The sequence below is a fragment of the Enterococcus sp. ZQ21 genome (assembly GCF_030053755.1).
In the GTDB taxonomy this organism is placed as follows: domain Bacteria; phylum Bacillota; class Bacilli; order Lactobacillales; family Enterococcaceae; genus Enterococcus_B; species Enterococcus_B lactis.
Map to the genome: position 1 here is coordinate 513,977 of NZ_CP125658.1, position 25,996 is coordinate 539,972.

Below are 25,996 nucleotides of genomic sequence, written 5' to 3' on the forward strand. Positions count from 1 at the left end.
ATGAAAAAAGCATACGAAACAGCAATGATCAACCATGGCGGGCGCAATGGAGAGGTCGAGGCACCCAATGGCTCGATGCATATGAAAATCACTCCTCCGGGAATCCATGCAGAAGGAACAAATCCAGAACAATTATTTGCAGCAGGTTATGCTTCTTGTTTCAATGGGGCGGTACAACATATGATCAAAGAAGCAGGAATGACAGCAGAGTCCACAGTAAAAGCACGTGTCTCTCTTTATAATTTAGATGATGGCGGCTATCAGATCGGTGTAGTATTAGAAGTGCATATCGATGGCATCAGCGAAGAAGAAGCCCAAAAAATTGCAGAAGATGCGCATGAATTCTGCCCTTACTCCAAAGCAACTAGAGGAAATATCGATGTAGAAGTAACGATTGTTTAGAAGAATAAAGGAAATCGAACCAGACTAAAAACGTGAAAGGACCGCTTTTTGTCTGGTTTTTTTGACAAACAAAGCAGATGATTTGGAAAATAGACGATTATCGGTTATCATATTTTTGTACCAATCGGTAGGTAAAAAAGAAGTGAAGGAAAAAGGATGGAAAAATATCAAAATATTGTGATCGGTTTTGGAAAGGGCGGTAAGACTTTAGCGAAGGCGTTAGCTTCAAAAGGCGAATCGGTTTTAGTCGTTGAAAAGTCAACACGTATGTATGGCGGAACATGTATCAACATCGGCTGTATTCCTTCTAAATCATTGATTTTCAATGGAGAAAGAGGAATCGATTTTACAGAGGCTGTTGCTCGGAAAGAAAAATTGACGGGCATGCTTCGCGCCAAAAATTATCATATGATCAGCGATGAGGCGACTGGGACAGTGATGGACGGTACAGCACGTTTTCTTTCTAACCATCAAATCGAAGTGACGAATAATGGTGAAAAAGTAATTGTTGAAGGCGAACGGATTTTCATCAATACTGGTTCTGAACCAATCATTTTACCAATCAAAGGATTGAATACAAGTCGCTACTTGATTGATTCTACGCAAGCAATGGATCAGGAACAATTACCGGAAAAATTAGTGATCATTGGGGCTGGATATATTGGTCTGGAATTTGCATCAATGTTCAATGAATACGGATCTAAAGTTATCGTTCTTGATGCCCATCCTGAATTTCTTCCTCGTGAAGATGAAGACATCGCACAAATGATTTTAGAAGATTTGACGAATGCAGGGATCGAGTTCCACTTAGGTGTGACTGTCGATGAAGTAGCAGACCAAGAATCAACAGCTGCCGTTACCTTTACAGAAGATGGACAAGAAATAACAATCCAAGCGTCAAAAGTTTTGGCTGCAACTGGACGAAAAGCTAATACAGCTTCTCTTGGATTAGAAAATACAGATGTTAAACTGACCGATCGCGGAGCAATCGCTGTAGATGAATACCTTCGTACAGATGCGGAAAACATTTGGGCGATTGGAGACGTCAAAGGCGGACTGCAGTTCACTTATATCTCTTTAGATGATTATCGGATCATTATGGATCAGTTGAAAGGCGAAAATACACGAACAACGAATAATCGGAAAGCTGTGCCTTACAGTGTATTTATCACTCCAACTTTATCTAATGTAGGATTAACAGAAAAACAAGCCAAAGCACAAGGCGTCAATTACAAATTATTCAAGTATATGACAAGCGGCGTCCCTAAAGCACAAGTATTAGAAGATCCTAAAGGGATATTCAAAGTTTTAGTTGATCCTGAAACTGACTTGATTCTAGGCGCAAGTATTTATGCGGAAGATTCTCATGAAGTCATCAACTTGATTTCGCTAGCTATGAATGGAAAACTTCCTTATACGTTATTGAGAGATCAAATCTATTCTCATCCAACAATGAGTGAAGCTCTAAATGATGTATTAAAATAAATAACGAATGGAGAATTTATCATGTTCAACAACAAAAATACAGCAGTAGTTCTAACTGACCCGCAAGTCGAGTTCTTGAAACCAGCAGGCGGTGGCTTTGGTTTGACAAAAGATATCTTAGAAAAATACAATACGATCGAAAATATGATTGAAATGGTGAAACAATCAAAAGAAAAAGGATACAAACTCTTTATTTCTCCTCATTATTTTTATCCACATGACCATAAATGGCAATTTGGCGGTGCAGGAGAACATATGATGCTTGAGCAGCAGATGTTTGCTAGAAAAAGTCAATATGAACCAGTGGAAGAAGGTTCAGGAGCCGATTTTATCGAAGAATTGAAACCATATTTGGATGAAAATACGATTATCAGCTCTCCTCATAAAATCTTTGGACCAGAAAGCAACGACTTAGCGCTTCAATTGAGAAAAAATGGAATCGACACAGTAATTCTTGGTGGAATGAATGGAAACTTGTGTAGCGATTCCCATATGCGTGAATTGGTAGAGAGTGGATTCAATGTTGTGGTAGCGACAGATGCAATTGGTGCTCCTGGCCAAGAAGCAATGGATGCAGCGTTGACGAACTTTGGTTTTATTGCAGATCAAGTGATGACAACAGAGAAAGTATTAGAGCAACTATCATAAGATAGGAACTGCTTTTGTCCTCGCAGTTCTTGAATCAATGAACATCTAGCTACAAGAGAACAGTTTTATAGTGAGGGCTGTGTCAGATAATTTGGCACAGTCTTTTTTTAAACGATTAGGAAGATAAAATGATGAATTTATTGTATAATATAGGACTATGAGAGATGAAAAAGGAGAATATCATTGAAAACAAAGGAAAAGATCTTGGAAGCGACCAAAGATCTTATTTATAAAAAAGGCTATCATGAAACGTCAATCCGGGATATTCTAGCAGCTTCTGAGACGGGAAAAGGTCAATTTTACTATTACTTTTCTTCAAAAAAAGAAGTTTGTCTAGCGGTGATCCATGCGCATATGGACGTGTGGCAGACAGAATTGTTTGAAGACATCTTAAATGCTGGAAAACAGCCAGAAGAAGCACTAGAAGAAATGTTGGATTGGATTTTCGCTGATCATAAGGCACAAATCACTTATCATGGCTGTCCTGTGGGGAATTTGATTATTGAGTTGAGTACAGTGGATGAAGAATTCCGTCTATTGCTACTAGAATTAGTCAATCAATGGGTCAAGTATACGAAACAAAATATCTTGGCACTTTCTGAAGAAAAACTGTCCGATGCAGAGGCAGACCGTCAAGCCAAAGCGTTGATTGCTGAAATCCAGGGCAGTATCTTATTGTTGAAAGTCACACAAGATCTATCACTACTTAGACAGAATTTCCAATTGATCAAAGAAAGATTGTTAACTTCGCAAAAGGTTCTTTAATAATTAGAGGTTGTGACAGAAGTGGTCAGCTTCAAGAAATAAGAAGGAATTTACGAAAATTGCTTCTCAAATTTTTGTGAAATTTCGGCTTATTTTTCGAAGAAGCTACTTCTGGAACACCGTGAATCAGAGGTTGTGAAATCAGCGTTTTGACCTGAGTATTAGAGAAACAAACGGCAAAATAGTTCCTCATATTTTGCCATTTGTTGAGCTAATACCGAGGGTCAGCTGATTGAACACCGTTTAAGGAAGAGGTTGTGAAAAAGCTGCCCTGCATCAAGTAATAAGAACAGCCAAGTAAAAACAGCTTCTTATGTTTTTAAATTGGTTGGACTTATTACCGCAGATGCAAGCTTTTGAACACCGTTTAAGGAAGAGGTCGTGAAAAAGTCGCTTAGTTTCAAGTATTAAGAAAAATTTTGTGAAAATGGCTTTCTACATTTTTGCATAAATTTGGCTTAATACCGAGAAACTGGCTTTTGAACACCGTTTACCCAGAGGTCGTGAACTTGCCGTTTCACTCTGAGTCACAAGGAGCAATTTCAAAAAACAGCTTCTCATGTTTGTTGAATATTGTGACTTGTGACCGAGGAGTTGGCATGAGAAAAACGTTTACTGGAGAGTTTGTCGCAACTTTTTTAATTCTCTATTCATTGAAAGCGTTTTGTTGGTATGAACTTCTTGTTGCAGTGTATGATAGATAAAAAGAGGGGGAGGTATTAGGATGTGTGGTCGTTATTTTTTTGATCTAGAGTCGGAGCTCCTTCAGAATTATTATCGAGAAGCCCAGAAGAAACAACCGGAACAGGCAGCAAAATTAGCAGCTGGAGAAATTTTTCCGTCAAATCTTGTTGTGACATTAAGAAAAAAGGAAGAAAACAATCTCACTCCGGAAATCATGAAGTGGGGATTTACCGGATTTAAAAAAGGACAATTGATGATCAATGCCCGGGCAGAGACAGTAGAAGAAAAAAAGACCTTTCATCAACCATTTTTGCAAAATCGTTGTGTTTTCCCAATGGGCGGCTTTTATGAGTGGAATGAAGAAAAAGACAAATTTATGTTTTCAAATAAGGAAAAAATAGTGTATATTGGCGGCTTTTATCGTAGCCATCACGATGAAAAAACGGCAGAATCAATCATAATGACTACTGAACCTAATCGCACAGTCGCACCAATCCATGACCGAATGCCTCTTGTTTTGACTGAAGAACAAATCGAACCTTGGGTAACAGATATTTCTTTTGCGCGAAAAATCATTACTCAGCAGATGCCTGAATTAGTAATGGAGAAGGTATAACAGATTCGATTTTTTAAAGAAAGATCGGCAAAAAACAAAAAAGACTTCAGCACAGATCCCAAAAACAAAGAGAACAGAAGAAATGCTCATAAGCTGCATATACTGCATCTATAGAGTCACAGTCGACCTTTCTAAGGTATAGCTTCTATTTGTTTTTTACTCGTGCTGCGAGTCTTTTTTTGTTTATACCTAACGATGTTTATCATTACGACTCTTTGAATTCTTGGAATCTAAAATTCCAACTTAACGACTGGTTGGCAGTTGTATATTCTCTGAATTTATAGATAAGAGGTTGCCATTTATCCACATTGATATGAGTTGGATCATGTAAAATCCCTTCTTCTACAAAAATAGCTACGATCTCACATTCTACAATAGCAAAGTCTTCTCTAGTTGAAATTCGTTGAACCAACGTTTCTATTTGAATCGGGCATTCTTTGATCCGAACAGTTGCAACTTCTTCACCTGCTAGTTTCGTGAATTTTCCCAATTGAAATTTGTCAGAGCAAAAGGAATAGCCAGCTTTTTGTTTATAATCGGGCATGATAGGATGGCCTGTCGTCTTTGCGATTTTCTCGATTTTTTCCCAAAGTGTTTGATCTGCAAGATTGAAGGTAACGGCATGTCCCACTTTTAAATTTGTATACCCTTTACTGTGCATACTGATTCCAATGACAATCGTTTTGCCAAGTGTCCAAGTGGAGCTGATTGGCGTGAGGTTGTCATTACCAGTCATTTCATCCTTAGTCGTCATCAGCACGACGGGAAATCCGTAATAGAAACTTTCTTTTTCCATTTTTTTAAACATAATCCTCACCTCTGAATATAGTATACTAAGCTTATTCCTCGATGCTCATCGATGTGTGAAAGGAGAGAAAAAAATGGCTGGATTTCCTCATCTTCAGCAAACGACTAAACTCTTAGCAGATCATTCGCGACTTGAGATCCTTACTTTATTGATGGATGGAAGATTCCATACCGTGCATGAACTAGCAAAGAAAGCAAAAATAAAAGATCACACAGCATCTTATCATATAAAAAAACTTCATTCTCTTGATTGGGTGATGTCTTATAAACAGGGAAGAAATGTCTATTATCGATTATCATCTCTGGAAATCGCTGATTTGTTAGAAAATCTTATGGTAGTTAGTCCGGTTAAACCGATCAAATCATTTAATGAAAACAAAGAATATAGTGAATTAAAAGCAGGAAGATCTTGTTATCGGCATTTAGCCGGTGTGATAGGTGTAGTTTTTTTCAACTTTCTCCTTCACAACAACTATCTTGTGATGGAAAACCATCATGTGGAACTTACAGAAGAAGGCGTTTGTTATTTCAAAGACTTAGGAATAGATATTGACGCACTGAAAAAACAATCTGGAGTACTTGTGAAGCCTTGCTTAGATTGGACAGAACGAACATTTCATTTAGGAGGAAATCTCGGGAACGCGTTTTTCCGATGGTGTAAAGAGAAAGAATATATCACATTGAATCCAGAAAACAGAGGTGTTCGCTTAATTGCTGAAGGGAATTTATTTTTCCAAAAATTTGAATCGAGCCAATAGGAAAGTCGTTTCTAATACAATAAAAAGGTTGTGACAAAAATCTTGTCGCAACCTTTTTCCTACGTATGTTTTTTATTTCTTGAATGGAGGTGTCCCATACATTTTTGGTGTTACTGGTTCTAATTTTGGTGCAGCGCCTTCGATCTTAGGTTCTTTCAACCATTGATATTCGCCTTCGCCGTCCAATGCTTTGCCGCTAGCCCAAGAACCTTCACTACTTTGGTCTCCCTCTGAGAAGTTATAGAAGTCATAAGCAATGTCTTTTCGTTCTTTGTCACGCGGGAAAGTACTTGGGACTAAGATTGAACCTTCTTTTTCTTCTAATTCTTTCACTGCACATTCCCATAGGTTTTGATGATAGCTATCTCTTGCAAGGAGAACAGACAGCATATCTTTTACGCCACGATCATCGATCATTTCGTAAATACGTGCTACTTGAAGTCTTCCTTGTGATTCGGCATTTAAATTAGCTCTAAAATCTGCTAACAAGTTGCCACTCGCAATGATATAGGCACCGCTCCATGGATTGCCCACGCTGTCAGCAGGACGAGGTCCTAAGCCAGCTACGATCGCGTGCTGTGGATTCATTCCAGAGATAATGGCACCGATTGTTGGATCTTTTTGCATCGCTGCTTCTTGATCTTCAACAGGCGCACCCTCTAATAAACGAGCAACCATTGTCGCCAACATTTCTACGTGGCCGATTTCTTCTGTTGCAATGTCCATCAGCATATCTTTATATTTTTCTTCTCCTCGGCAGCTCCAACCTTGGAACAGGTACTGCATAGCTACACTCATCTCGCCATATTGGCCGCCGATCAGCTCCTGCAGATATTTCGCGATTAATGGATTCGGACGATCTGGTTTTGCCTCAAACTGCAATTCTTTCTGGTGTCTAAACATCAAAATTCCTCCTAATCTTTTTTTAATACATTCTCATTCTGCTACGAAAGATTAAAAAATCCAAAGAAAACGCTCGCTAATTATATAAAGTGTTGGTATCATTAATAATTTTTCGATAATCACACCTTATAAATTGTTATTTTCAGAACAAAATGATATCGTTATATTAAAACCGACATCGGTTACATTAAAATTTGGAGGTAAAATATGAAAAAATTATTGTTTACAGGATTGTTGGCAAGTTCAGCATTGTTTTTATTAGGAGGATGCGGATCAAGTAATACAAGCGATGCCAGCTCAAGTGTAGCAAATTCTTCTGAAAAAACAAGTGATGGAAGAAAAAATATTGATTTCTGGTCCTTTTGGGGGTCGGGCGCACGAAAAGAAGCCATCGAAGAAATCATTGAGGATTTCAACCAATCACAAGACGAGATCCATGTAAATTATAAGTATCAGCCATGGGGGGATATTTGGACCAAATCTTTATCTGCAATAACGGCTGGAAATGCACCTGATGTTATTGTACAGGACATAAATTCCGTTGCGCAAAGAGCAGAAGCACAGCAAGCAACCAATCTCTCCGAGTATGTAGATAAAGATACTTCTAAGGATTTTTATCCCCAGCTTTGGGACACAGTAGAATATAAGGGTGATCCTTATGCCATCCCATTCAATACAGATACACAAGTCATTTTTTATAATAAAAAGTTATTTAAAGAAGCTGGGATCAGCGAACAAGATCTACCGACAACTTGGGATGAATTAGAAGAAACAGCACGTAAACTAGATAAAAAAGAAGGAAAAGAGTTTACGCGTATCGGTTTTTATCCATTATGGAATTTAGGTGCTGATGTATGGGCATTAAACGCAGACAACGGGACTAGTTGGTTTGATAAGGACGAAAAGGTCAAGATTGATACTAAAAACAAAGTGGAAGCCTTAGAATGGATTCAAGACTGGCAAGATTATTATGGAAAAAATACAATCAACAAATTAGAAGCAGAATTTGGTTCTGGTGTGTCTGATCCATTTATTTCTGGATTAGTAGCCATGCGCGCCCAAAACATTAATTATTACTCTAGCTTGATGGAAAACGCACCGGATGATTTTGATTTTGGCGTGATGCAGCTTCCAGAAAAAGAGGAAGGTTCAGGTCATTGGTCATGGGGTGGCGGATTCGTCTTGGAAGTACCATACGGAGCAAAAGATCCTGAAGCCTCTTATGAATTCATCAAATATCTTTCTTCTCCAGAAGTACAAGAAAAATTCGGCGAAAAAAGTTTTGATATCATGGCAAGTAAAACAGCCAACGAGAATTTAGTGAATAATGACAACCTAACGGACAAAGGGAAAATGATCTATCAAATGGCGGACGAAAACTTTAAAAATACGGTGATCACACCAGTTCCTTTAGATGCACCGGATTATACGACATTAGTGAATGAACAGATCGACCAGATTCTTTTAGGAACAAAATCAGCAAAAGAAGGATTGGCAGATGCACAAAAAGCAGTAGAGAACTTAGTCAAGCAAAATCAATAATCCGTTTTTGACTGTCTAGGTACAGAGGAGGCAAGAAAATTTGAAGCGTTTATCTATCCGAAAGAAAAAAGAAGCAAGATGGGCCTATTTATTTATCTCGCCTTTTATTATCGGTTTTTTAATCTTTATGCTAGGGCCTATGCTTTTTTCAGTTATTGGTAGTTTCACCGATTATAATTTGACATCCAAGATGAATTTCATTGGTCTAGCAAATTTCAAAAGAATGTTCGTTCATGATGATTTATTTTGGAAATCGTTATACAACACCGTTTATTTCGTCATCTTCAATGTACCGCTGACGACGATTTTCAGTGTGTTTTTAGCCACAGTACTCAATCAAAAAATCAAAGGAATCAGTGTATTCCGTACAGTTTTCTATTTACCGGCAGTCTTATCAGGAGTAGCAGTCTACATCTTATGGATGCAGCTGCTTTCTCCATCTGCAGGATTGATCAACACATTTCTGGGCTGGTTCCATATCCCTGGACCAGCTTGGTTGTTTGATCCACAATGGACGAAACCTGCGTTGATTTTGATGAAAATATGGAGCTCTGGAGGAGCAATGCTACTTTACTTAGCTACATTACAAAATGTTCCTAGATCTTTATATGAATCAGCAGAAATCGATGGAGCAGGCGTTTGGGGAAAGTTCAAAAGTATTACTTTGCCATTAATCACTCCTATTATTTTTTACGATGTGATCACCTCTACGATCGGTTCTTTCCAAATTTTTCAAGAAGCTTATGTCATGACGAAAAATGGAACAGGTGGACCTGCAAATTCCTTGCTTTTTTATAATCTGCATATGTGGAACAAGGCGTTCGTCGCTTTTGATATGGGATATGCGATGGCTATGTCGATGATCCTATTTCTGATCGTTTTGGTTCTGACCTTCGTCAATTTGAAGCTTGCACCTAAATGGGTCTATTATTCTGGAGGTGACGGCAAATGATGGATTATTTTAAAAAAACCAGTGTGAATCGGCAATCAAAAAAGATGCTAAGCTATGTGCTTATGACGATAATAGGAATTATTTTGCTCATTCCATTGCTTTGGATGGTATTTACTTCATTGAAACCGATGGAAGAAATCGTTCGTTATCCTCCGACCTTTTTCCCAGAAAAAATCGTATGGGAAAACTATCTGGATACGATTGCCGCATTTCCTTTTTGGCGCTATGCAAGAAATACGTTATTCATCACTGTGCTAGTAGTGATCGGTAATGTCCTTTCGAATTCTTTTATTGCTTATGGATTTGCGAAGCTTGATTTTCCTGGGAAAAAGCTGATGTTTGCTTTGGTTCTTTCTACGATGATGATCCCGGGGTTTGTAACGATGATTCCTCAATATGTATTATTCTCCAAGATCGGCTGGGTAGGTACTTATTTGCCCCTGATCGTTCCATCGTTCTTCGGCAATGCGTTCAATATATTTCTGATGCGTCAATTTTACTTATCGATCAATAATGAATTGATCGAAGCTGCTGAAATCGACGGAGCGAATCATTTGTATATTTGGAGTCATTTGATGCTTCCATTGACGAAACCTGCTTTAATCACGATTGCAATCAATTCCTTCAACGCGGCTTGGAATGATTTCTTAGGTCCTCTGTTATATATCCAAGATCAAGAAAAATACACGTTGCAGATTGGCTTGCAAGTTTTTCAGAACCAAGCGACGACACAATGGAATTATCTGATGGCAGGAGCAACACTTGTCTTGATTCCGACGATCTTGCTGTTCTTTTTTGCACAACGTTATTTCATTGAAGGAATGGATTTGACAGGAGGATCAAAAGGATGATGAATCGGTCGATTGGTAAAAGAGCCAATGATTATTTTTTAGAAATCATTGAATGGATTCCGCGTCTTATCCAGTTACAGCTACTGTGGTTCCTGTGCGTCTTGCCTGTTTTCACATTAGGAACGGCAAGTCGAACAGTTCTCTATATGATTTATTATTACAAAAAAAATGAAGAGAAAAAGCTCAGTTCATTATACTGGAAGAAGTTTCGTGAGAATCTTTCTCTTTATGGAAAGCAAGATAGTTTAGCAAGTAGTTATTTTCTTCTTTTATTCATCGATTATCGGATTTTCCATTATTTGGGTGGGAGAATTGGCTATACATTGATGTATACTACGTTGTTTTTGCTTCTATTAAGTGCTGTTCTTTTTAGTTACAAAATCTTGCTTCAACTGGAAAATCAAAAAGAAGTCTCTTGGATTGCAGCATTTTTCTTGTTTTTTAATGATTTTAAAAGTGCACTTTTCTATTTAGCAGGCACGTCGATACTTCTGATTGCATTATGGTTTGCAGGACCAGTCTACCTTGCTTTATTAGGTTTCAGCTTCTTGTTTTATTTTCAAGTCCTGCTTTTTATCCATCGTACGCAAGAAAAGGGTCTTAAAAAGGAGGAATAACATGCTGCGTTTGATTGCTAAAATCGATGATAGTATTATCAATAAGTTTGCTAAACAACGAGAAACGGACAATCGGAAAATCAATTTTTTGAAATTTATCAGTAATATCTCTAATGGCGGTTTTATTTGGCTGCTCCTTGCTACGGTTTTAGTTTTGATACCTGATACAAGAGAATATGGTCTAGCTATTCTTATAGGCAGTCTAATCTATTTTTTTGTTGGTCTACTTCTCATTAAAAAAACGACAAAACGGAAAAGACCTTATGAAAAAAATCGTCGGCTTGTCCTTTATACAAGTAAACCGAAGACTTCTTCTTTTCCTTCAGGGCATACGGCACTTGCTTTTTTATCTGTAGCAGCGTTGTTCGAGTTAAGTCGTATTGCAGGAATACTAGCTTTTCTATTTGCTTGTTTGATCGCTTATTCAAGAATTTTTTTACTTTTACATTATCCTACTGATGTTTTAGGAGGAGCTATTTTAGGAAGTGTTATCGGTATCTTGTGTGCTGCCGTTATCTGAATCAATTGCATGAATAAAGCATGAGTGCGTAAATACGCATTCGTGCTTTATTTTTTTGTTTTTCAAGGAAATAGTCGGAGATTATTTACCTGTCTTAATAACTTGAGTTCTGTTAAATGAGATTGTTATAAAATTTTATAATCTAATTTTAATAATAAGTGTTGTATAATTGGTGTTTTTTAACTAAAATGGATATTGTTTGATTTAAAGTTAAAATTAAATTAGATTATAATTAGATAGATGTTGTTTTTGGTGTTTGTTGTGAAAGAAGACACATGTTTTAGAAAAGAGTATAAGAATGTGAAAGGGGTAAAATTGAAGCTTTTGCAGTTAGCAGCTGTCAGTCTGCTATTTGGACCGTATTTCCAGTCTGTCTATCATATGACAGCATTGGATGTAGCTGCTGAGTCAACAGAAGTGAAGGAGGATGAGGTATTTCTAGATGAGGATTATGCAAAAATCGAAGGGAGGTATATCGAAAAAGAAGAAACGTTTGAATGGCATCTGGCTTTTGAAAAGAAAGAGAGTGCGAACGAAGGTAGGATACGTTTAGCAATCGATACAGCTGCTGCCGGCATTGGTACTGTAAAAAACGTTCGGGGAACAGGTCTTTCCTCTTACGATGAAGATGGAGAAGACTTAAAAGTCGAGACAATCGATGGTCAAGAATGGTATGTCGGAAAATTTTATTCGAAAGAAGCTGAGACCGGCACATTGGTTTTTGAAACAGAAAAGATTCCAGATGTGAATGAAGGGGAACTACCTCTTCAAGTGGTGGTCGATGAAAGAATAGCTAGTCAAGAATTACAAGAAAATGAAACAGATACAGAGGATTCCGCTGAAAATCAACGTAGCGAAGAAAATGAAACGGAAGAGCTGGACGCACCAATCGTGCCCAGAGGTCAAGCACTCCAACGCATTCAACGCCGGTTATTCAACGGTATTTTAGAGCGTCTTGGACCAACAGCTACGCAAGATCCATATGAATATATCTATCCTAGCGGAATAGCTGAAAACGATCAGCACCGCTATCCACGATTTACAACGAATGACTATACGAAAGTATTAGGAAATTGGTCACAAAGCAATGAACACTATCAGGGAGAAAAAGGCTCACCATATGATGGAGAGAACTTAATCGATGATAGTGATTACACAATCGGGGGAGCGAACTGGCGAAATTACGACTATGCGGCTGATAATGGATCAGCTGCAAGCGAAGAAGATGTAAATGTGCCAGCGCAAACTGTTCAGCTTTGGGGAGATGAACGGAATTTTGAAAACAGTTACTTGGATTATAACGGGGCATATATCAAAAAATGGGTAGAACCAGTTCCCTCTAACAATCCAACGGCTGACTTACATCCTGAAGATGCAACGACACTTTATAACGTTTATCTAGATGTGATCGGAAGTGAGAAACAAGAAATCAGTCCAATCGATATCGTTTTTGTTCTAGATAAATCAGCCAGTATGAATGAAGGGACACTGGAAGGCGGAGGACAAAGTAAAAATGCGGCACTGATAGAAGCGGTAAATGAAATTAGTGAAAATCTGCTATCCGACCCAAATATGGATATTCGGATCGGTATGGTGAATTTTTATCATAATAGTACAGTCATCAATAACCAGGAACAAATCAGTTCGGACATCTTTCCGTTGACAAATGACATCAATCGTCTAACAGGTAGTGAGAATACAGCACTGAATCGTACACCCATCGGAGGAACGCCGCTTACACTAGGACTTAAAAATGGTTATGAAACATTGTATGCGGATAACGGCGGAGAAAATAGAAATCCAGAAAAGATCCTGATCGTCGTAGGAGACGGAACACCCACCTTCAGTTATGCACCGATCCAAACAAGATCTCGCACAAGTATTTGGGGAGCTTGGAGCAGTTGGAGTGTCATGGGGGATAAGATTGCCATAGATCGTGGTGATTTGTTCAAAAACTTTGAAACCTTTTCTGGGAATACTTCTAATGCAGGATTTACTTATCCAGTTACCTATGCATCTGACTTTGACCGTCCTGTTAATGGAACAAATGTGCAATATCGTTACGGAGAAGTAAAAGAAGGTGATGATAAAGCAACTCACTGGGTTGGTACAGGAAGCGCAAGCAATGATACTAACGGTAGTCCAACTTCACAAGAAAAGTCGTCAGCCATCAATACTGTTGCATATCATCATTGGCTGAAAAACAAGTACCAAGAGAACCCGCCAAGTATTTTCTCCATTGGGTTAGGAATTGACGGAAGTATTGCCGGTAGACAGCGGCTCGATGCAATCGGACGAAATGTATTAAAAAACATTGCTGATTTAAACGATGATGGCACAACACCGCGTTATTACGATGCGAATAACAAGAATGACATCATTACAGCCTTGGAGGATATCTCCTCTACCTTCAAGAAAACGATCCAGCAAGCCACACTTTATGATGAAACTGGATTTAATGTTTCACCGTTTGGAGCTGGCAGATCGGCGGATATTCAGTTTTACCATCTAGATCCAGGAGAAAACGGCATGAAGTACCAAGAGCCAGAAATATGGGATGAAGCGCGTCATGGACAAGCGCCACCAGAAGTAGTAGCGACACCAACAACGTATGTTGGGCGAGAAAACCAAGCCTATAAATTTTCTCCAATCTCGTTAGGTGAAGGAGAAATGGTCAGAATCAAGTATCAAGTAAAATTGGATGCAGGAGCTCAAGACGGGAACTTCTATGCAGTGAACAATATGGCCTATATCCAAAACTTGGAGGATTATGAAAACGATGTTATGAACGGGCGAATGTATTTTCCAACGTCATCTATACGTTATGAGCATAAGGACCGGAATTTCCAAATAAGCAAGACGGGGCAAGATGGGGAACCTTTAGCAGGAATCGAATTTGCATTATACGATCAAAATCCGGATGCTGGAGAGGTCGAACCAATCGAAACAAGTAGAACTACAGCGGATGGAATGGCAATCTTCGAAACGAAGATCCCTGTGCTGGGGGATGAAACAGGTGCTGTCAGTGATATTTTCTGGATCAGAGAGATCGCTGGACCGGCACGTTATCAGTTAGTGGATGAGACGTATCAATTCCAAATCAAAAAATATAGTTCCAGCGGAGATACAGCGCTTGGTCACTATGAGTTGGTAGCAGCAAATACTTCAGGAGTAAGAGTTGGTGGAGAAGAAGGTAGCGATCCTGATTCTTATTATGAAGGCGAATACCACAAACTTTCAATTGTTCAAAATGTCAATGAGGACGAAACGGATTATGAAGACTTGTATGTCAAATTGGAAATGCGGAATGAATTCAAGCCAGTCCACATGAACATCAATAAATTAATTGAAGGAAGCACTACGCCAATCAATGGGGCAGAGTTTGAACTTTATCAAACCGATGGAAGCGGACTTGAAATTGGAACGCCGGTAGCTAAAGGAATCTCTGGTGCGAATGAAGCAGACGAAGAGAAAGGAATGCTCACATTCTATTCAGTAAATGAAAATGGAGAATATTTGCTCGTGGAGGGTGAGAAAGTCATTCATCCTATTGGAGAACCAGATTCATTTATTCATATAGACAATGAAGAAAATGCCAACTATGCAGAATACAAAATCGTTGAAAGTCAAAGCCCAGAAGGTTTCAAAGAACCTGACGAAAACGACACATGGATCTTGCGACTGTACGATAATGAGGCAGGTACCATCCAGCTTAGACAAACAGGTGAAGCAAATTGGCAATATCTCACCCATTCAACAGACGAAGAGGGCCGATTATGGGTAGAATTTACTGCTTACAATATGTTTGATTATCGGGAGATCCGAGTTAGAAAATTAGATCATGAAGGCAATCCTTTAGATGGTGCAGGTTTTGATATCAGGAAAATAGGGGATTCTTCCTTCCCGCTGTATCGAGCATACACAGGCAACCCGTTAGAACCCGAAGAATCGAAACGTTTGTCTGAAATCGGTTACTTCTATCTTTATACAGTCGGTGTAGAGAAATATGTCGATTTAGAATACAGCCAGCCGCTGCGTTTATCTATCGGCGAATATGAGGTCTCAGAATCTGTTGCACCAAACGGGTATCAATTGTCTGATCAAGTATTCCAGTTTGCACTGAATGAAGAAGGGAAATTTGTCATTGGAGAGACAGTCATCGAAGACGAAACTGATCCGTTACCGGAGGGTTATGACATCATCGATGGTGTATTACAAGTAACCTTAGAAGATGAACTAGCACCAATCGATCTGGAACTTTTGAAAGTTGACAGTATAAGTAGTCGACGTCTTGAAGGCGCAGAATTTTCAATTGAGAAACAAAATAGTGCAGGAGACTATGAACTCATCGTCGGAGGCTTGGCACCAGATCCAAACGATTCTTCCCTATTCAATGCTTTGGATTTGACGGAAGGATTCTATCGGATCAAGGAAGTGAAGTCGCCGGACGGCTACAGGAAACTTCCAGGCTACTTTATTTTAGAAATTAGTTATCGTGAAGAACCAGAAGTGGAAAATGATCGGGTCGTTCCAGGAAAAGAAGCCGGGACACTAAAAGTTGAGGTTTCTTATTATCCAAACGAAGAAGCAGAGACTCCTGATCTGCAGCAAGAATTAGAGTATGAACTTTTGGATACGAACCGAATCAGGCTACGGCTTAGTGTCGGGAACGATTCTGAAAATCCATTGCCTGCTACAGGGGGATCCGGACGATTGTTCTATATCCTGCTTGCTGCATTCTTCGTGGCACTTGCCGGTGCAGCCTATGGTTTGCATGTCAGACAATCTAAAAAGGAGGGGGCAAGGTAATGAAAAAGCTGTTGTGTTTGATGCTTCAATTACTTGTTTTACTGCCATTTGTAGCAGTCCTTCTTCCTCAAACGATGTCGGCAGAAGAATTAGGGGAAGACGTTGTGGAATTTGTATTGCATAAACGGATGATTCGAGATATCGATTATAACGACCAATTTGAATTCCATGAAAATGACGGTCTGGCTATCTCTGAGGAAGCGGGAAAAACAGCAGATATCATTTCGCAGACGGTCCCGCTAAATGGAGCGACATTCGCCGTTTACGATATGACCGATTATTATCATGACAAAAAAGCTGCTGAGAACATGACCTCTAGAGAATTCGTCCAGCAAATCGCTGAAACGAGCAGAAACAATATCCGTCAGTTGATCACAGAAGAAAGACTTGCCCAGGTTGGGGAGTCGGTAACGACTGGAAAAGATACGGTTGGTGGATTAGGAGATGGGATTGCACGCATCCAAGTACCTAAGAAAAACCAAGATCGAGATGCAGTTTATTTGATTTTTGAAGAATCAATTGATCCGGAAATCGGGTTGAATGTGGATATTGATCAAACAGCAATCCCGATTGCTGCTGTTTTGCCAATCTATCATCCAACAGAACCAACCGAGGAACTGCAAGAGATCCATATCTATCCTAAAAATGTCGGTTATTTAAGAGATCCATACTTTTTCAAGTATGGACGACAAAGAGGAACAACCGAAAAAGGACGCCCATTAGAAGGTGCTGTTTTTGCTCTGTATCAGATGATAGAAGGAGAAAAATATTATTTAGACATGGCTCCTGCGAATGACTTGAAAAATCAATGGATCAAACCAGCAAACAACGATCCTTTGAATGATAAAAATGTAAGCAAATTCATTTCAGATAAAGACGGTCTAGTCACGACAGGTCAACGATTTTTGCCCTCTGGTACCTATTATTTTGAGGAATTGAAAAGTGTAGAAGGGTACGAAATGGACGAAGCAAGTAAGCAAATCGAGGTCATTGTCCCTGAATCTTGGGTGGATGCAGAAGGACAGCCGCAATATGTAATGGTCAATGGGCAGAAGATGGCTGAATTGGAATCCGGAAAAGTTCCAGCCTCTGCCTATGAATCAGCAACACCACGCGTGTATAACGAGACCATAAAAGAAACAACGGACAAACCGAAAGAACCAAGTGGACCAAGCAATCCAAATCAACCTGTGAAAGGGTCCGTATTTCCACAAACCAATGAAGCAAGAACATTGATTTCTTTGTTAGGAATCCTTTTGTTGTTAGGTGCTGTTTTATTAATAAAAAAAGAACGGGGAGAAAAAAATGAATAAAAAAATGATGACCATGGGGATGAGTGCACTGTTGCTCGCAGCTGTAGGATTAGGAAGTTTTGGAAATGGAAAATTAGTTCACGCTGAAGAAGTCACGGAAAAACCAAGTGAAGTGACGATCACATTACACAAAAAAGCATTCACGACTGTGCCTGAAGAACGACCGAATAGCGGGTTGATATCAGATGATTTTGGTAATGAGAATCTTCCAGGCGTCGATTTTGAAATGTTTGATGTTACAGATGTCTATTATAATTTGCTGAAAGATGACCCTAGAACAACTGACATAGATGATGATGGGTTAGAACCTGCCGCTGCGATTGCTTTGATCCAATCAGATCACACAGCAGCATGGTTTGTATCTTATGGTATCGAAAGTATAGATAAGCAGACGACTGGCGAAAATGGTGAATCTGTTTTCAAAAATGTCCAAGTGACGGAAGAGGCACCTTCTTCGAGAGATAAAGTCTATCTCTTCTTAGAAACATATTCACCAGCTCATATTTCAAGAATCGCGTCTCCAATGGTTGTCATGATGCCAGTTATGATACCAGATATTATTGGCGGTGTATGGGATGGAACCTCTTGGAAAGATACGTACAACACCGATGTACACTTATATCCTAAAAATGAAATCCAAGATTCTTCCAAAGAAATGAATGTAGATGAAGCAGACGTTAGAACTGTGACGATTCGCAATGAAAATGGTGAAGAAGAAACGATCCGATATGTTGACTTGGAAAAAGGAAAAACAGTTTCTTATACAATAACTGCACCGATTCCTTACTTTATTGATGAAATCAATGAGGACAATACAACAGTCATCACGGATTTCGCGATCACAGATACGCCAACAGAAGGTTTGAGTTATTTTGATCAGGAACTCCTTGTACAAGCAGGAGATACAACACTGATAAAAGATACTGATTATACAGTAACAAAAGCGGGTAACGGTTTTGCCGTGGAGATCATTCTTGAAACAGGAGGTATACCGAACACAGCAACGCTTGAAAAATTAGGGAATCATCGTGGCGGGGAATTAACTGTTACCTATGACTTGCAAGTCAACGCAATCATCAATGCAGATGAATTCCATAACAATACAGCATTGATCGAAATCGGTAGAGGTGACGAGTATGACTACAACGAACGTCGCGTGCCACCAGAAGAAGTAACGACTGGCGGGAGAAGATTTGAAAAGTTTGATGCTTCAAGCAATGCTTTACTAGACGGTGCAAGATTTGAATTGTGGAACGAAGAGAAAACTGCTTATGCTGTTTTCTATAAAGATGGCGTACGTCTATCTGTTTATGAGTCAGGTGCTGATGCAGAAGAAATCACAATCGATTGGGTAAGTGATAATAGTGTAGAGGCAACAGAATTTGTCTCAAATGACCAAGGATACTTCGAAGTTGTTGGATTAGATTACGGAACATACTTCATGAAAGAAACAGTAGCACCAGAAGGATATGTTTTACCAACAGGTGAAGCAGCTTTCACAGAGTTCAATGTAGAATATGGTAGCTATGATGATGAACTTGTGATTGTGGACTATGAGTATCCAGGAGCAGCACGCGTACCAAACGTAAGACAAGGATTTCTTCCTTCTACTGGAGGAAACGGGATCTTAGCATTCTTGCTGATCGGTCTAAGTTTGATGATTGGGGCTTACAGCTGGTACCGTAAATCTAAAATGAAGTCTGAAGTATAAGCAACAAAAATAAGCTGCAGCAATCGGTTTTTATAAAGGTTGCTGCAGTTTTTTTAAATAAGAAGGTGAAGAAAATGAAAAAGAAAACAGAGAAAAGACCTCAAACAAAAATCAGTATGTTATTACAATTATTCATGGCAGTGATGTTTCTTACAGGAGCTGCAGTTTTTACATATCCATTTTTAGCTGATGCTCTCAGCAATTATTTGGACCAAAGAAGGATCGAGAATTATCAAAAACAGCTTGCACGAGAGAAAGAAGAAAAACATGAGCAACGATTAGCAGTACAAGAAAAGAAAAATCAGGCGCTTGCTCGTACGGCAGCCATCCCAGGAATGGGTCAAGTCAAAGATCCTTTTGAACAAGCGGTTAGAGATGTCCGAAATCCAGGAAAAGAATACTACGAACAACATATGATCGGAGCAATCTATATTCCGAAAATCAATGTTAGCTTGCCTTTATTCGATGAAACAAATGATCTTTTATTAGATAGAGGAGCGACAGTTCTACAAGGTACCTCTTTTCCAATTGGAGGAGAAAATACACATTCCGTCATTACCGCCCATAGCGGTGTTGCTGAGAAAAAATTGTTTACAGATCTTGAAAAAATGGAGAAAAATGACCGTTTCTATCTTGAAGTATATGGTCAGATGCTCGCTTATGAAGTCGTTGAGAAAATCGTTGTCCTTCCAACAAAAACAGATACATTAGCAATCAGAGAAAAACAGGATCTGGTCACACTTATTACTTGCACACCTTATACTGTGAACACCCACAGGTTACTAGTGACAGGAAAGCGAGTCCCCTTTACAGAAGAAGCCTCTTCGAAGATGGAAAAGACAAAAAGATACCATCTTTATCGATTACTTGCGCTCTTATTAGGTGTATTGCTAATACTTACTCTTTTCGGTTATTGGGGTTATCGAAAATTTAAAAGACAAAAACAACCAAAGAAAAATAACAGATGATAGACCAATTATTAAGAATAACATAATAAATTTAAGCTGCTTGGAAGAGACAAAAGCGATTAAATCGCCTATTTCCAGTTTTTTTGAACGTTTTCTAAAATGACATTTTACAGGTAAGCCAACTTGTTTCACAAAGGCTTCTTTGATATTGTAGAAGCAAGAAGAAAGATGGAGGGATTTTTTATGGCAAAAATCATGGTAGTCGAGGATGAAGAAATCATTCGACAATTGATTATGGAAGAACTTGAGAAATGGCAATTCGAAACCTTTGGAACGACCGATTTCAACCAAGTATTTTCAGACTTTGAAAGAGAAGAACCACAGCTTGTATTGCTAGACATCAATCTTCCTGTTTTGGATGGGTATTATTGGTGTCAAAAAATACGTGAAGTATCGAAAGTACCAATTATTTTTATCTCCAGCAGGAATACGAATATGGATATGATCATGGCCATGAACATGGGAGCAGATGATTTTGTGACAAAGCCTTTCCAAATCGATGTACTGATTGCCAAAATCAATGCGTTGCTTCGCCGTTCTTATAATTACACAGAATTATCCAGTGAGATGATGAGCCATAATGGTATTACGTTGAATGTCGACAACGGAAGTATGGAGATCAATGGAGAGATCATTGATTTGAGCAAAAATGAATACCGCCTGCTATTTATTTTGATGAAACACAACGGAAAGATCTTAAGCCGTGAAAAATTGCTGCGAGCACTTTGGGATGACGAGCGGTTTGTAGATGACAATACATTGACAGTGAATATCAATCGGTTACGCCGAAAAATCGAACAGGCAGGTATCCAAGGATATATCGAAACAAAAGTAGGACAGGGATATATCGTTCCCTGAAAGGATGAGCGGTTAAGATGAATTTCTTTAAATATTTGAAAGATCAGTGGACATTGATCTTGGGATGGCTGTTTTTTATTGCCTTAACGATCTTTGTGATGTGGCTAGCCCCAAATATCAAAGTGGATTTGAGCACGATTGCTTATTTAGCTTTGATCGAGGGCATCTTTCTGATTTTTTATCTGCTAGGCGGCTACTTGAGCAAAAGAAGATGGTGGGGGAAGTTAGCTGACATACAAAAAACATCTCCTTTGCAAAATTATTTGAGTGGCGGGCGGACAGAAGAAGAAAAACTGGTAGAAGAATATATCAATCAGCTGATCCGCGAACATCAAGAAGTGATGCAATCAGCAATCAGCAATCAACAAGACCAAAAAGATTATATTGACTCATGGGTCCATGAGATCAAAGTACCACTTTCCGCTTCCAAGTTACTGGTTCGTTCGATCGAGTTCGATATTGACGATCAAAAGTATACCTTACTCGAAAATGAATTATCAAAAATCGACGAATACGTAGAGCAAGTCTTGTATTATGCAAGACTCGACAGTTTCTCGCGGGACTATCTCATCCAAGAGTATGGATTGAAAGGAATCATCCAGCCTGTGATACGCAGTCAGGCCAATTATTTTATCCAAAAAAATCTTCGCTACGAAATCATTGGTGAGGATCATACTGTTTTGACTGATGCTAAATGGGTCGCTTTTATCTTCAACCAACTGCTTAGCAATGCCATCAAATATACGCCGGACCACGGAAATATCATGGTGAGCATAAAAAAGGAAGCGCAAGGAGTCAGTCTTTCTGTTAAAGATTCAGGAATCGGTATTCCGGAGGAAGATTTGAAACGAATCTTTGATAAGGGATTTACTGGAAGAAATGGACGACTTAGCAAAACGCATTCAACAGGATTAGGCCTGTATTTGGCAAAAAATCTGGCAGAAAAATTAGGTATCCAATTGACGGCTGAATCAACTGAAGGAAAAGGGACGACAATGACTTTATTTTTCCCAATCTTAAATTTTTATAATGAAAAACGTTAGAAAATCGTTAGAAACGAAAAAAAACGCTTGTGTTGTTAACGTTTTCGCTGATAAGTTTCTTATCATGTGAAATAAAAGGAGATTGGTTATGGAAATTTTAATAGCATTAGTCCCTATGTTGGCATGGGGTAGTATTGGTTTAGTAAGTGGTAAAATTGGTGGCGATGCCAATCAACAAACACTAGGAATGACGATTGGTGCATTTCTGTTTTCTTTAGTTGTCTTTTTCGTTGTTAGTCCTGTAATCACCCCTTGGATTTTCTTGATCGGATTTTTATCTGGCTTAGCTTGGAGTGTTGGACAAAATGGACAATTCCATGGAATGAAGTACATGGGTGTTTCTGTAGGGTTACCATTGTCTACTGGTTTTCAATTAATTTTGAATACGATTGCGGGAGCCGTTTTCTTCCAAGAATGGACACAAACGAAAGATTATGTATACGGTATTATTGCTTTAGCTCTTCTTGTAAGCGGTGCGTATTTGACGGCACGACAAGATGACGAAGGAAAAATAGATACAGATAATAAAATGCTTGATTTTGGTAAGGGTTTTAGAGCATTGATCTTCTCTACGATTGGTTATGGCGTATATACGATCATTGTCAACTGGGCGAATTTGGATGCGATGTCAATTATCTTACCTCAAAGTATCGGAATGATCTTAGGTGCAAGCTTCTTTGCTTTCCGTAAAGTTAAAGTAGATCAATTTGTATGGAAAAACATGATCTGTGGATTATTATGGGGCTTAGGTAATATCTGTATGCTTCTTACAGTCAAATCCCTTGGTTTAGCGGTTGGATTCTCACTTTCACAAATGGGGATCATTATCTCTACTTTAGGCGGGATTTTCATCCTTGGCGAAAGAAAAACGAAAAAAGAGCTCATTTATGTTATTGTTGGTTGCCTTTTAGTCATTTTAGGTGGTATCCTTTTAGGGTACATGAAAACAGTTTAATCACTGTTTTCCAACCTAAAATGGGGAGGAACTTCAATGGATTTGTTTCGTAAGAAAGAGATCAATCTCAATCATACGAGTGAGATGAAAAAAGAACTAAAAACGTCTGATTTGATCATGCTTGGAATTGGCGCGATCATCGGTACGGGAATATTTGTGGTGACAGGGGTTGCGGCCAATCAAAATGCTGGTCCAGCACTGTCACTTTCATTTGTTTTAGCTGCAATCGTTGTCATTTTGTCTGGACTGAGTTTCGCAGAGTTTGCTTCGCGAGTGCCAGTGATCGGTGGGCCATATGCCTATCTGTATGTTGTCTTTGGTGAATTTGCTGCCTGGTTGACAGGGTGGTTGTTGATCGGGGAATTTTTGCTAGCAGTTTCCTCTGTGGCTTCCGGCTGGTCTGGCTATATGCAAGGTTTCTTGAAAAGCTTAGGGGCCGAACTTCCACAAGCATTAACTGGCGGGTACAATCCGGAAAATGGTACATACATTGACTTGATTGCGGTGCTCGTAGTGATATTCGTCACTTACATCGTGTCGCTTGAAGCCAAGAAAGCATTACGTTTGAATAATGTCATGGTATATGTCAAATTTGGTATCATCGCGTTGTTTATCATTGTAGGGATATTTTTCGTTAAGCCTGATAATTGGCAGCCATTCATGCCTTTTGGTTTTTCCGGTGTGCTAGATGGTGCAGCTCTTGTTTTTTTTGCTTTCTTGGGATTTGATGCTGTTGCAATGGCAGCTGAGGAAGTCAAAAACCCACAAAAAGATGTACCAAGAGGGATCATTGGTTCGATACTAATCGCTACGGTCCTTTATATCATCGTGACGTTGATCTTGACAGGAATCGTTCCTTATACTGAACTAGGCGTTAATGATCCAGTGGCCTTTGCCATGAGGTATGTAGGACATGGGACAGTTGGTGCAGTGATCGCTGTAGGGGCAATCTTGACGTTGCTGACGGTGACGATCTCGATGATGTATTCACTCGCTCGTTTGTTGTTTGCTGTCAGCAAGGATGGTTTGCTGCCTAAATTTATGACAGAAATCGATCAAAAGCATCGTACACCGAAAAAAGCGACTTATGCCGCTGGTGTGGCAGCCATATTCTTTGCCGGATTTTTCCCATTGAATGTATTAGCGGAACTAACGAATATCATGGCGCTTGCCTATTTGATGCTAGTTAGTCTAGGCTTACTGAAGTTAAGAAAAGTGTTTGGCAAACCAAAAGCAGGAGAATTCAAAGTGCCATTCGTTCCGATCTTGCCAATCGTCTCGATCTTGACTTGTATCGTCTTGATGCTTCGTCTGCAGACGGTGACTTGGATCGTGTTCGGTATCGTAATGGTTATTGGACTGATTATTTATTTTGGCTATGGCTATGGACACAGCAAGATGAACGAGAAATAGATTCCAATGGAGAAGTTAGAAGAAAGATAAGGAAAACGCCCGTCAACAGTTTATTGAACTGTTGATGGGCGTTTGTTTTAGTAACAAGCAAAAAATGGTCTATTGGGTTAAATCCAAAAGTTTTTGTTTCAGATCTTCTTCCATGTGTCCAAGTTCTACTTCTGCATGACGACGTTTTTCTTTTCCTTCTTTTTGGATACGCAAAGTTTCTTGGATCGTTTCGATCAAATCGTTTTGTGTAGTTTGCAGGGTCTCAATATCCACGATTCCGCGTTCGTTTTCTTTCGCTGTTTCGATGGCTGAGATTTTCAGCATTTCTGAATTTTTCTTCAATAAGTCGTTTGTTGTTTCAGAGACTTGGCGTTGAGCGGTCACTGCATCTTTTTGACGAAGCAAGGTCAATGCGATCACGACTTGGTTTTTCCACAGCGGAATGGCTGTAGCGATAGATGCTTGGATCTTTTCAGCTAAGGCCTGATTTGTATTTTGAATCAAGCGGATTTGTGGGGCTTGCTGAATCGTGATCTGTCTAGCTAAGCGAAGGTCATGTGTACGTTTATCCAGACGATCTAGGAATTGTGTATAATCGTTGGCGATTTGGACATCCATCTGATCACCAGTTTCTTCTGCTTTTTTCATTGCTTCTGGAATGATCGTTGTTTGAAGTTCTTCCATTTTCAATTCTCCAGCAGCAATATAAATATTCAATGCATCAAAGTAGTCTTTGTTTTTTTGGTAAAGCTGTTCTAACATCAGATTATCTTTTAATAGTCCGTCTTTTTCTTTATCTAATTTCACTGAGATCTTGTCGATTTGTGCACCAATTTTTTGATATTTTGCTGTCACTTCATAAATCGATTGTTTGACCTTACCGAAGACACGTTGGAAGATATTTCCTTCTCCGGCACGCAGTTCATCAGGGTTGGCTTCTTGGAGACGGTACATCAGTTCAGTCAACGAATCTCCGACTGGGCCAATATCTTGAGCTTGTACGTGATTCAACATTGATTGTGAGAACTCACTTAATTTCGCTTGAGCAGCTGAGCCATAGCTGATGACAGACTGTGCATCATTGGCATCGATTTTTGCTGCCAGCTGTTTTGCTTGTTCTTGGCGTTCCGCCGGTAGTTTGTCAATTAAGCGAGCAGCTGTCTGTTGCTCTTGGAGCTGATCAATCTCCGCTTGTTGTGAAGTGGTCAGCGTGTCTGTTGGGGTTGAAAACGGGTTGTTCAATAAGTCTTCAAGTGTATCATTAACTGGTGTGATATCTTTTGTTTCAGTCGGTTTATGATCCATAAAAAATTCCTCCTTGTCGTATCTGTTCTCGATTCTTACATGAATGTCTCTACTTTAGAAAAAGTACTCGAAACAACCAG

22 protein-coding genes are annotated in these 25,996 nt (G+C 39.2%); 19 read left to right on the plus strand and 3 right to left on the minus strand.

The genetic code is table 11. The annotated features are described in order from the left end of the window. The 5 genes from QK255_RS02450 (at nt 1) to QK255_RS02470 (ending at nt 4,600) form a co-directional block, all read left to right on the plus strand. Nucleotides 1-402, plus strand: coding sequence for an organic hydroperoxide resistance protein (locus tag QK255_RS02450; protein WP_002286825.1), 402 nt, complete (start codon nt 1-3; stop codon nt 400-402). A 156-nt stretch (nt 403-558) separates the two neighbouring features. Next, nucleotides 559-1,887: an FAD-containing oxidoreductase gene (locus QK255_RS02455; protein ID WP_002341996.1), complete on the plus strand. Its 1,329-nt coding sequence runs from the start codon at nt 559-561 to the stop codon at nt 1,885-1,887. A 21-nt stretch (nt 1,888-1,908) separates the two neighbouring features. Then, nucleotides 1,909-2,535: a cysteine hydrolase family protein gene (locus tag QK255_RS02460; RefSeq protein WP_002329580.1), complete on the plus strand. Its 627-nt coding sequence runs from the start codon at nt 1,909-1,911 to the stop codon at nt 2,533-2,535. Between the two features lie 183 nt (nt 2,536-2,718). Continuing rightward, nucleotides 2,719-3,300, plus strand: a complete 582-nt coding sequence (locus QK255_RS02465) for a TetR/AcrR family transcriptional regulator (RefSeq protein ID WP_002329579.1) — start codon at nt 2,719-2,721, stop codon at nt 3,298-3,300. 724 nt (nt 3,301-4,024) lie between these two features. Continuing rightward, nucleotides 4,025-4,600: an SOS response-associated peptidase gene (locus QK255_RS02470; RefSeq protein ID WP_002291256.1), complete on the plus strand. Its 576-nt coding sequence runs from the start codon at nt 4,025-4,027 to the stop codon at nt 4,598-4,600. A gap of 205 nt (nt 4,601-4,805) precedes the next feature. On the opposite strand, the gene QK255_RS02475 is transcribed toward QK255_RS02470, so the two are convergent. Then, a complete protein-coding gene (locus tag QK255_RS02475; RefSeq protein WP_002291254.1) occupies nt 4,806-5,408 on the minus strand; it encodes a flavin reductase family protein in 603 nt (200 codons plus the stop codon). 73 nt (nt 5,409-5,481) lie between these two features. Here QK255_RS02475 and QK255_RS02480 point away from each other — a divergent pair, with 73 nt between their 5' ends. Next, nucleotides 5,482-6,165, plus strand: coding sequence for an ArsR/SmtB family transcription factor (locus QK255_RS02480; RefSeq protein ID WP_002291252.1), 684 nt, complete (start codon nt 5,482-5,484; stop codon nt 6,163-6,165). A 72-nt stretch (nt 6,166-6,237) separates the two neighbouring features. Here the strand turns inward: QK255_RS02480 and QK255_RS02485 are convergent, their stop codons facing one another. After that, nucleotides 6,238-7,068 carry a manganese catalase gene (locus tag QK255_RS02485; protein ID WP_002286789.1) on the minus strand — a complete coding sequence of 277 codons (831 nt, stop codon included), beginning with the start codon at nt 7,066-7,068 and terminating at the stop codon, nt 6,238-6,240. 207 nt (nt 7,069-7,275) lie between these two features. Between QK255_RS02485 and QK255_RS02490 the strand changes: the two genes are divergently transcribed. The 13 genes from QK255_RS02490 (at nt 7,276) to QK255_RS02550 (ending at nt 24,620) form a co-directional block, all read left to right on the plus strand. Next, the gene (locus tag QK255_RS02490) at nt 7,276-8,610 is read left to right on the plus strand and encodes an ABC transporter substrate-binding protein (RefSeq protein WP_002291250.1); all 1,335 of its coding nucleotides are present in this window, start codon (nt 7,276-7,278) and stop codon (nt 8,608-8,610) included. 40 nt (nt 8,611-8,650) lie between these two features. Continuing rightward, complete coding sequence (locus tag QK255_RS02495) at nt 8,651-9,562, plus strand: carbohydrate ABC transporter permease (RefSeq protein WP_002291248.1); 912 nt, start codon at nt 8,651-8,653, stop codon at nt 9,560-9,562. Beyond that, entirely contained in the window at nt 9,559-10,413 is an 855-nt protein-coding gene (locus QK255_RS02500) for a carbohydrate ABC transporter permease (protein WP_002329578.1), read from the plus strand. The genes QK255_RS02495 and QK255_RS02500 overlap by 4 nt, the downstream gene beginning before the upstream one ends. Next, the gene (locus QK255_RS02505) at nt 10,410-11,030 is read left to right on the plus strand and encodes a YesL family protein (RefSeq protein WP_002291244.1); all 621 of its coding nucleotides are present in this window, start codon (nt 10,410-10,412) and stop codon (nt 11,028-11,030) included. Before QK255_RS02500 ends, QK255_RS02505 begins: the two co-directional genes overlap by 4 nt. 1 nt (nt 11,031) lies before the next feature. Then, nucleotides 11,032-11,550, plus strand: coding sequence for a phosphatase PAP2 family protein (locus tag QK255_RS02510; protein ID WP_002291243.1), 519 nt, complete (start codon nt 11,032-11,034; stop codon nt 11,548-11,550). A gap of 300 nt (nt 11,551-11,850) precedes the next feature. Then, on the plus strand, nt 11,851-16,359 hold the full coding sequence (locus QK255_RS02515; protein WP_025479605.1) for a SpaA isopeptide-forming pilin-related protein: 4,509 nt from the start codon (nt 11,851-11,853) through the stop codon (nt 16,357-16,359). Continuing rightward, complete coding sequence (locus tag QK255_RS02520; protein WP_002340984.1) at nt 16,359-17,672, plus strand: pilin N-terminal domain-containing protein; 1,314 nt, start codon at nt 16,359-16,361, stop codon at nt 17,670-17,672. Before QK255_RS02515 ends, QK255_RS02520 begins: the two co-directional genes overlap by 1 nt. After that, nucleotides 17,665-19,383, plus strand: a complete 1,719-nt coding sequence (locus QK255_RS02525) for a SpaH/EbpB family LPXTG-anchored major pilin (protein WP_002291236.1) — start codon at nt 17,665-17,667, stop codon at nt 19,381-19,383. The genes QK255_RS02520 and QK255_RS02525 overlap by 8 nt, the downstream gene beginning before the upstream one ends. A gap of 74 nt (nt 19,384-19,457) precedes the next feature. Further along, nucleotides 19,458-20,351, plus strand: a complete 894-nt coding sequence (locus QK255_RS02530) for a class C sortase (protein WP_002291235.1) — start codon at nt 19,458-19,460, stop codon at nt 20,349-20,351. Between the two features lie 183 nt (nt 20,352-20,534). After that, a complete protein-coding gene (sapR, locus tag QK255_RS02535; protein WP_002291233.1) occupies nt 20,535-21,209 on the plus strand; it encodes a two-component system response regulator SapR in 675 nt (224 codons plus the stop codon). A gap of 17 nt (nt 21,210-21,226) precedes the next feature. Then, nucleotides 21,227-22,252: a two-component system sensor histidine kinase SapS gene (gene sapS / locus QK255_RS02540; protein WP_002291231.1), complete on the plus strand. Its 1,026-nt coding sequence runs from the start codon at nt 21,227-21,229 to the stop codon at nt 22,250-22,252. An 88-nt stretch (nt 22,253-22,340) separates the two neighbouring features. Then, on the plus strand, nt 22,341-23,207 hold the full coding sequence (locus tag QK255_RS02545; RefSeq protein ID WP_002291228.1) for a GRP family sugar transporter: 867 nt from the start codon (nt 22,341-22,343) through the stop codon (nt 23,205-23,207). A gap of 36 nt (nt 23,208-23,243) precedes the next feature. Then, nucleotides 23,244-24,620, plus strand: a complete 1,377-nt coding sequence (locus QK255_RS02550; protein WP_002291226.1) for an amino acid permease — start codon at nt 23,244-23,246, stop codon at nt 24,618-24,620. Nucleotides 24,621-24,719: 99 nt separating this feature from the next. Here the strand turns inward: QK255_RS02550 and QK255_RS02555 are convergent, their stop codons facing one another. After that, the gene (locus tag QK255_RS02555; RefSeq protein WP_002291224.1) at nt 24,720-25,916 is read right to left on the minus strand and encodes a toxic anion resistance protein; all 1,197 of its coding nucleotides are present in this window, start codon (nt 25,914-25,916) and stop codon (nt 24,720-24,722) included. Nucleotides 25,917-25,996 lie beyond the last annotated feature (80 nt).

Coding starts and splice junctions, on each gene's coding strand:
- QK255_RS02450 (WP_002286825.1), top strand. CDS start 1: ATGAAAAAAGCATACGAAACAGCAATGATCAACCATGGCGGGCGCAAT.
- QK255_RS02455 (WP_002341996.1), top strand. CDS start 559: ATGGAAAAATATCAAAATATTGTGATCGGTTTTGGAAAGGGCGGTAAG.
- QK255_RS02460 (WP_002329580.1), top strand. CDS start 1,909: ATGTTCAACAACAAAAATACAGCAGTAGTTCTAACTGACCCGCAAGTC.
- QK255_RS02470 (WP_002291256.1), top strand. CDS start 4,025: ATGTGTGGTCGTTATTTTTTTGATCTAGAGTCGGAGCTCCTTCAGAAT.
- QK255_RS02475 (WP_002291254.1), bottom strand. CDS start 5,408: ATGTTTAAAAAAATGGAAAAAGAAAGTTTCTATTACGGATTTCCCGTC.
- QK255_RS02480 (WP_002291252.1), top strand. CDS start 5,482: ATGGCTGGATTTCCTCATCTTCAGCAAACGACTAAACTCTTAGCAGAT.
- QK255_RS02485 (WP_002286789.1), bottom strand. CDS start 7,068: ATGTTTAGACACCAGAAAGAATTGCAGTTTGAGGCAAAACCAGATCGT.
- QK255_RS02490 (WP_002291250.1), top strand. CDS start 7,276: ATGAAAAAATTATTGTTTACAGGATTGTTGGCAAGTTCAGCATTGTTT.
- QK255_RS02500 (WP_002329578.1), top strand. CDS start 9,559: ATGATGGATTATTTTAAAAAAACCAGTGTGAATCGGCAATCAAAAAAG.
- QK255_RS02505 (WP_002291244.1), top strand. CDS start 10,410: ATGATGAATCGGTCGATTGGTAAAAGAGCCAATGATTATTTTTTAGAA.
- QK255_RS02510 (WP_002291243.1), top strand. CDS start 11,032: ATGCTGCGTTTGATTGCTAAAATCGATGATAGTATTATCAATAAGTTT.
- QK255_RS02520 (WP_002340984.1), top strand. CDS start 16,359: ATGAAAAAGCTGTTGTGTTTGATGCTTCAATTACTTGTTTTACTGCCA.
- QK255_RS02525 (WP_002291236.1), top strand. CDS start 17,665: ATGAATAAAAAAATGATGACCATGGGGATGAGTGCACTGTTGCTCGCA.
- QK255_RS02530 (WP_002291235.1), top strand. CDS start 19,458: ATGAAAAAGAAAACAGAGAAAAGACCTCAAACAAAAATCAGTATGTTA.
- sapR (WP_002291233.1), top strand. CDS start 20,535: ATGGCAAAAATCATGGTAGTCGAGGATGAAGAAATCATTCGACAATTG.
- sapS (WP_002291231.1), top strand. CDS start 21,227: ATGAATTTCTTTAAATATTTGAAAGATCAGTGGACATTGATCTTGGGA.
- QK255_RS02545 (WP_002291228.1), top strand. CDS start 22,341: ATGGAAATTTTAATAGCATTAGTCCCTATGTTGGCATGGGGTAGTATT.
- QK255_RS02550 (WP_002291226.1), top strand. CDS start 23,244: ATGGATTTGTTTCGTAAGAAAGAGATCAATCTCAATCATACGAGTGAG.
- QK255_RS02555 (WP_002291224.1), bottom strand. CDS start 25,916: ATGGATCATAAACCGACTGAAACAAAAGATATCACACCAGTTAATGAT.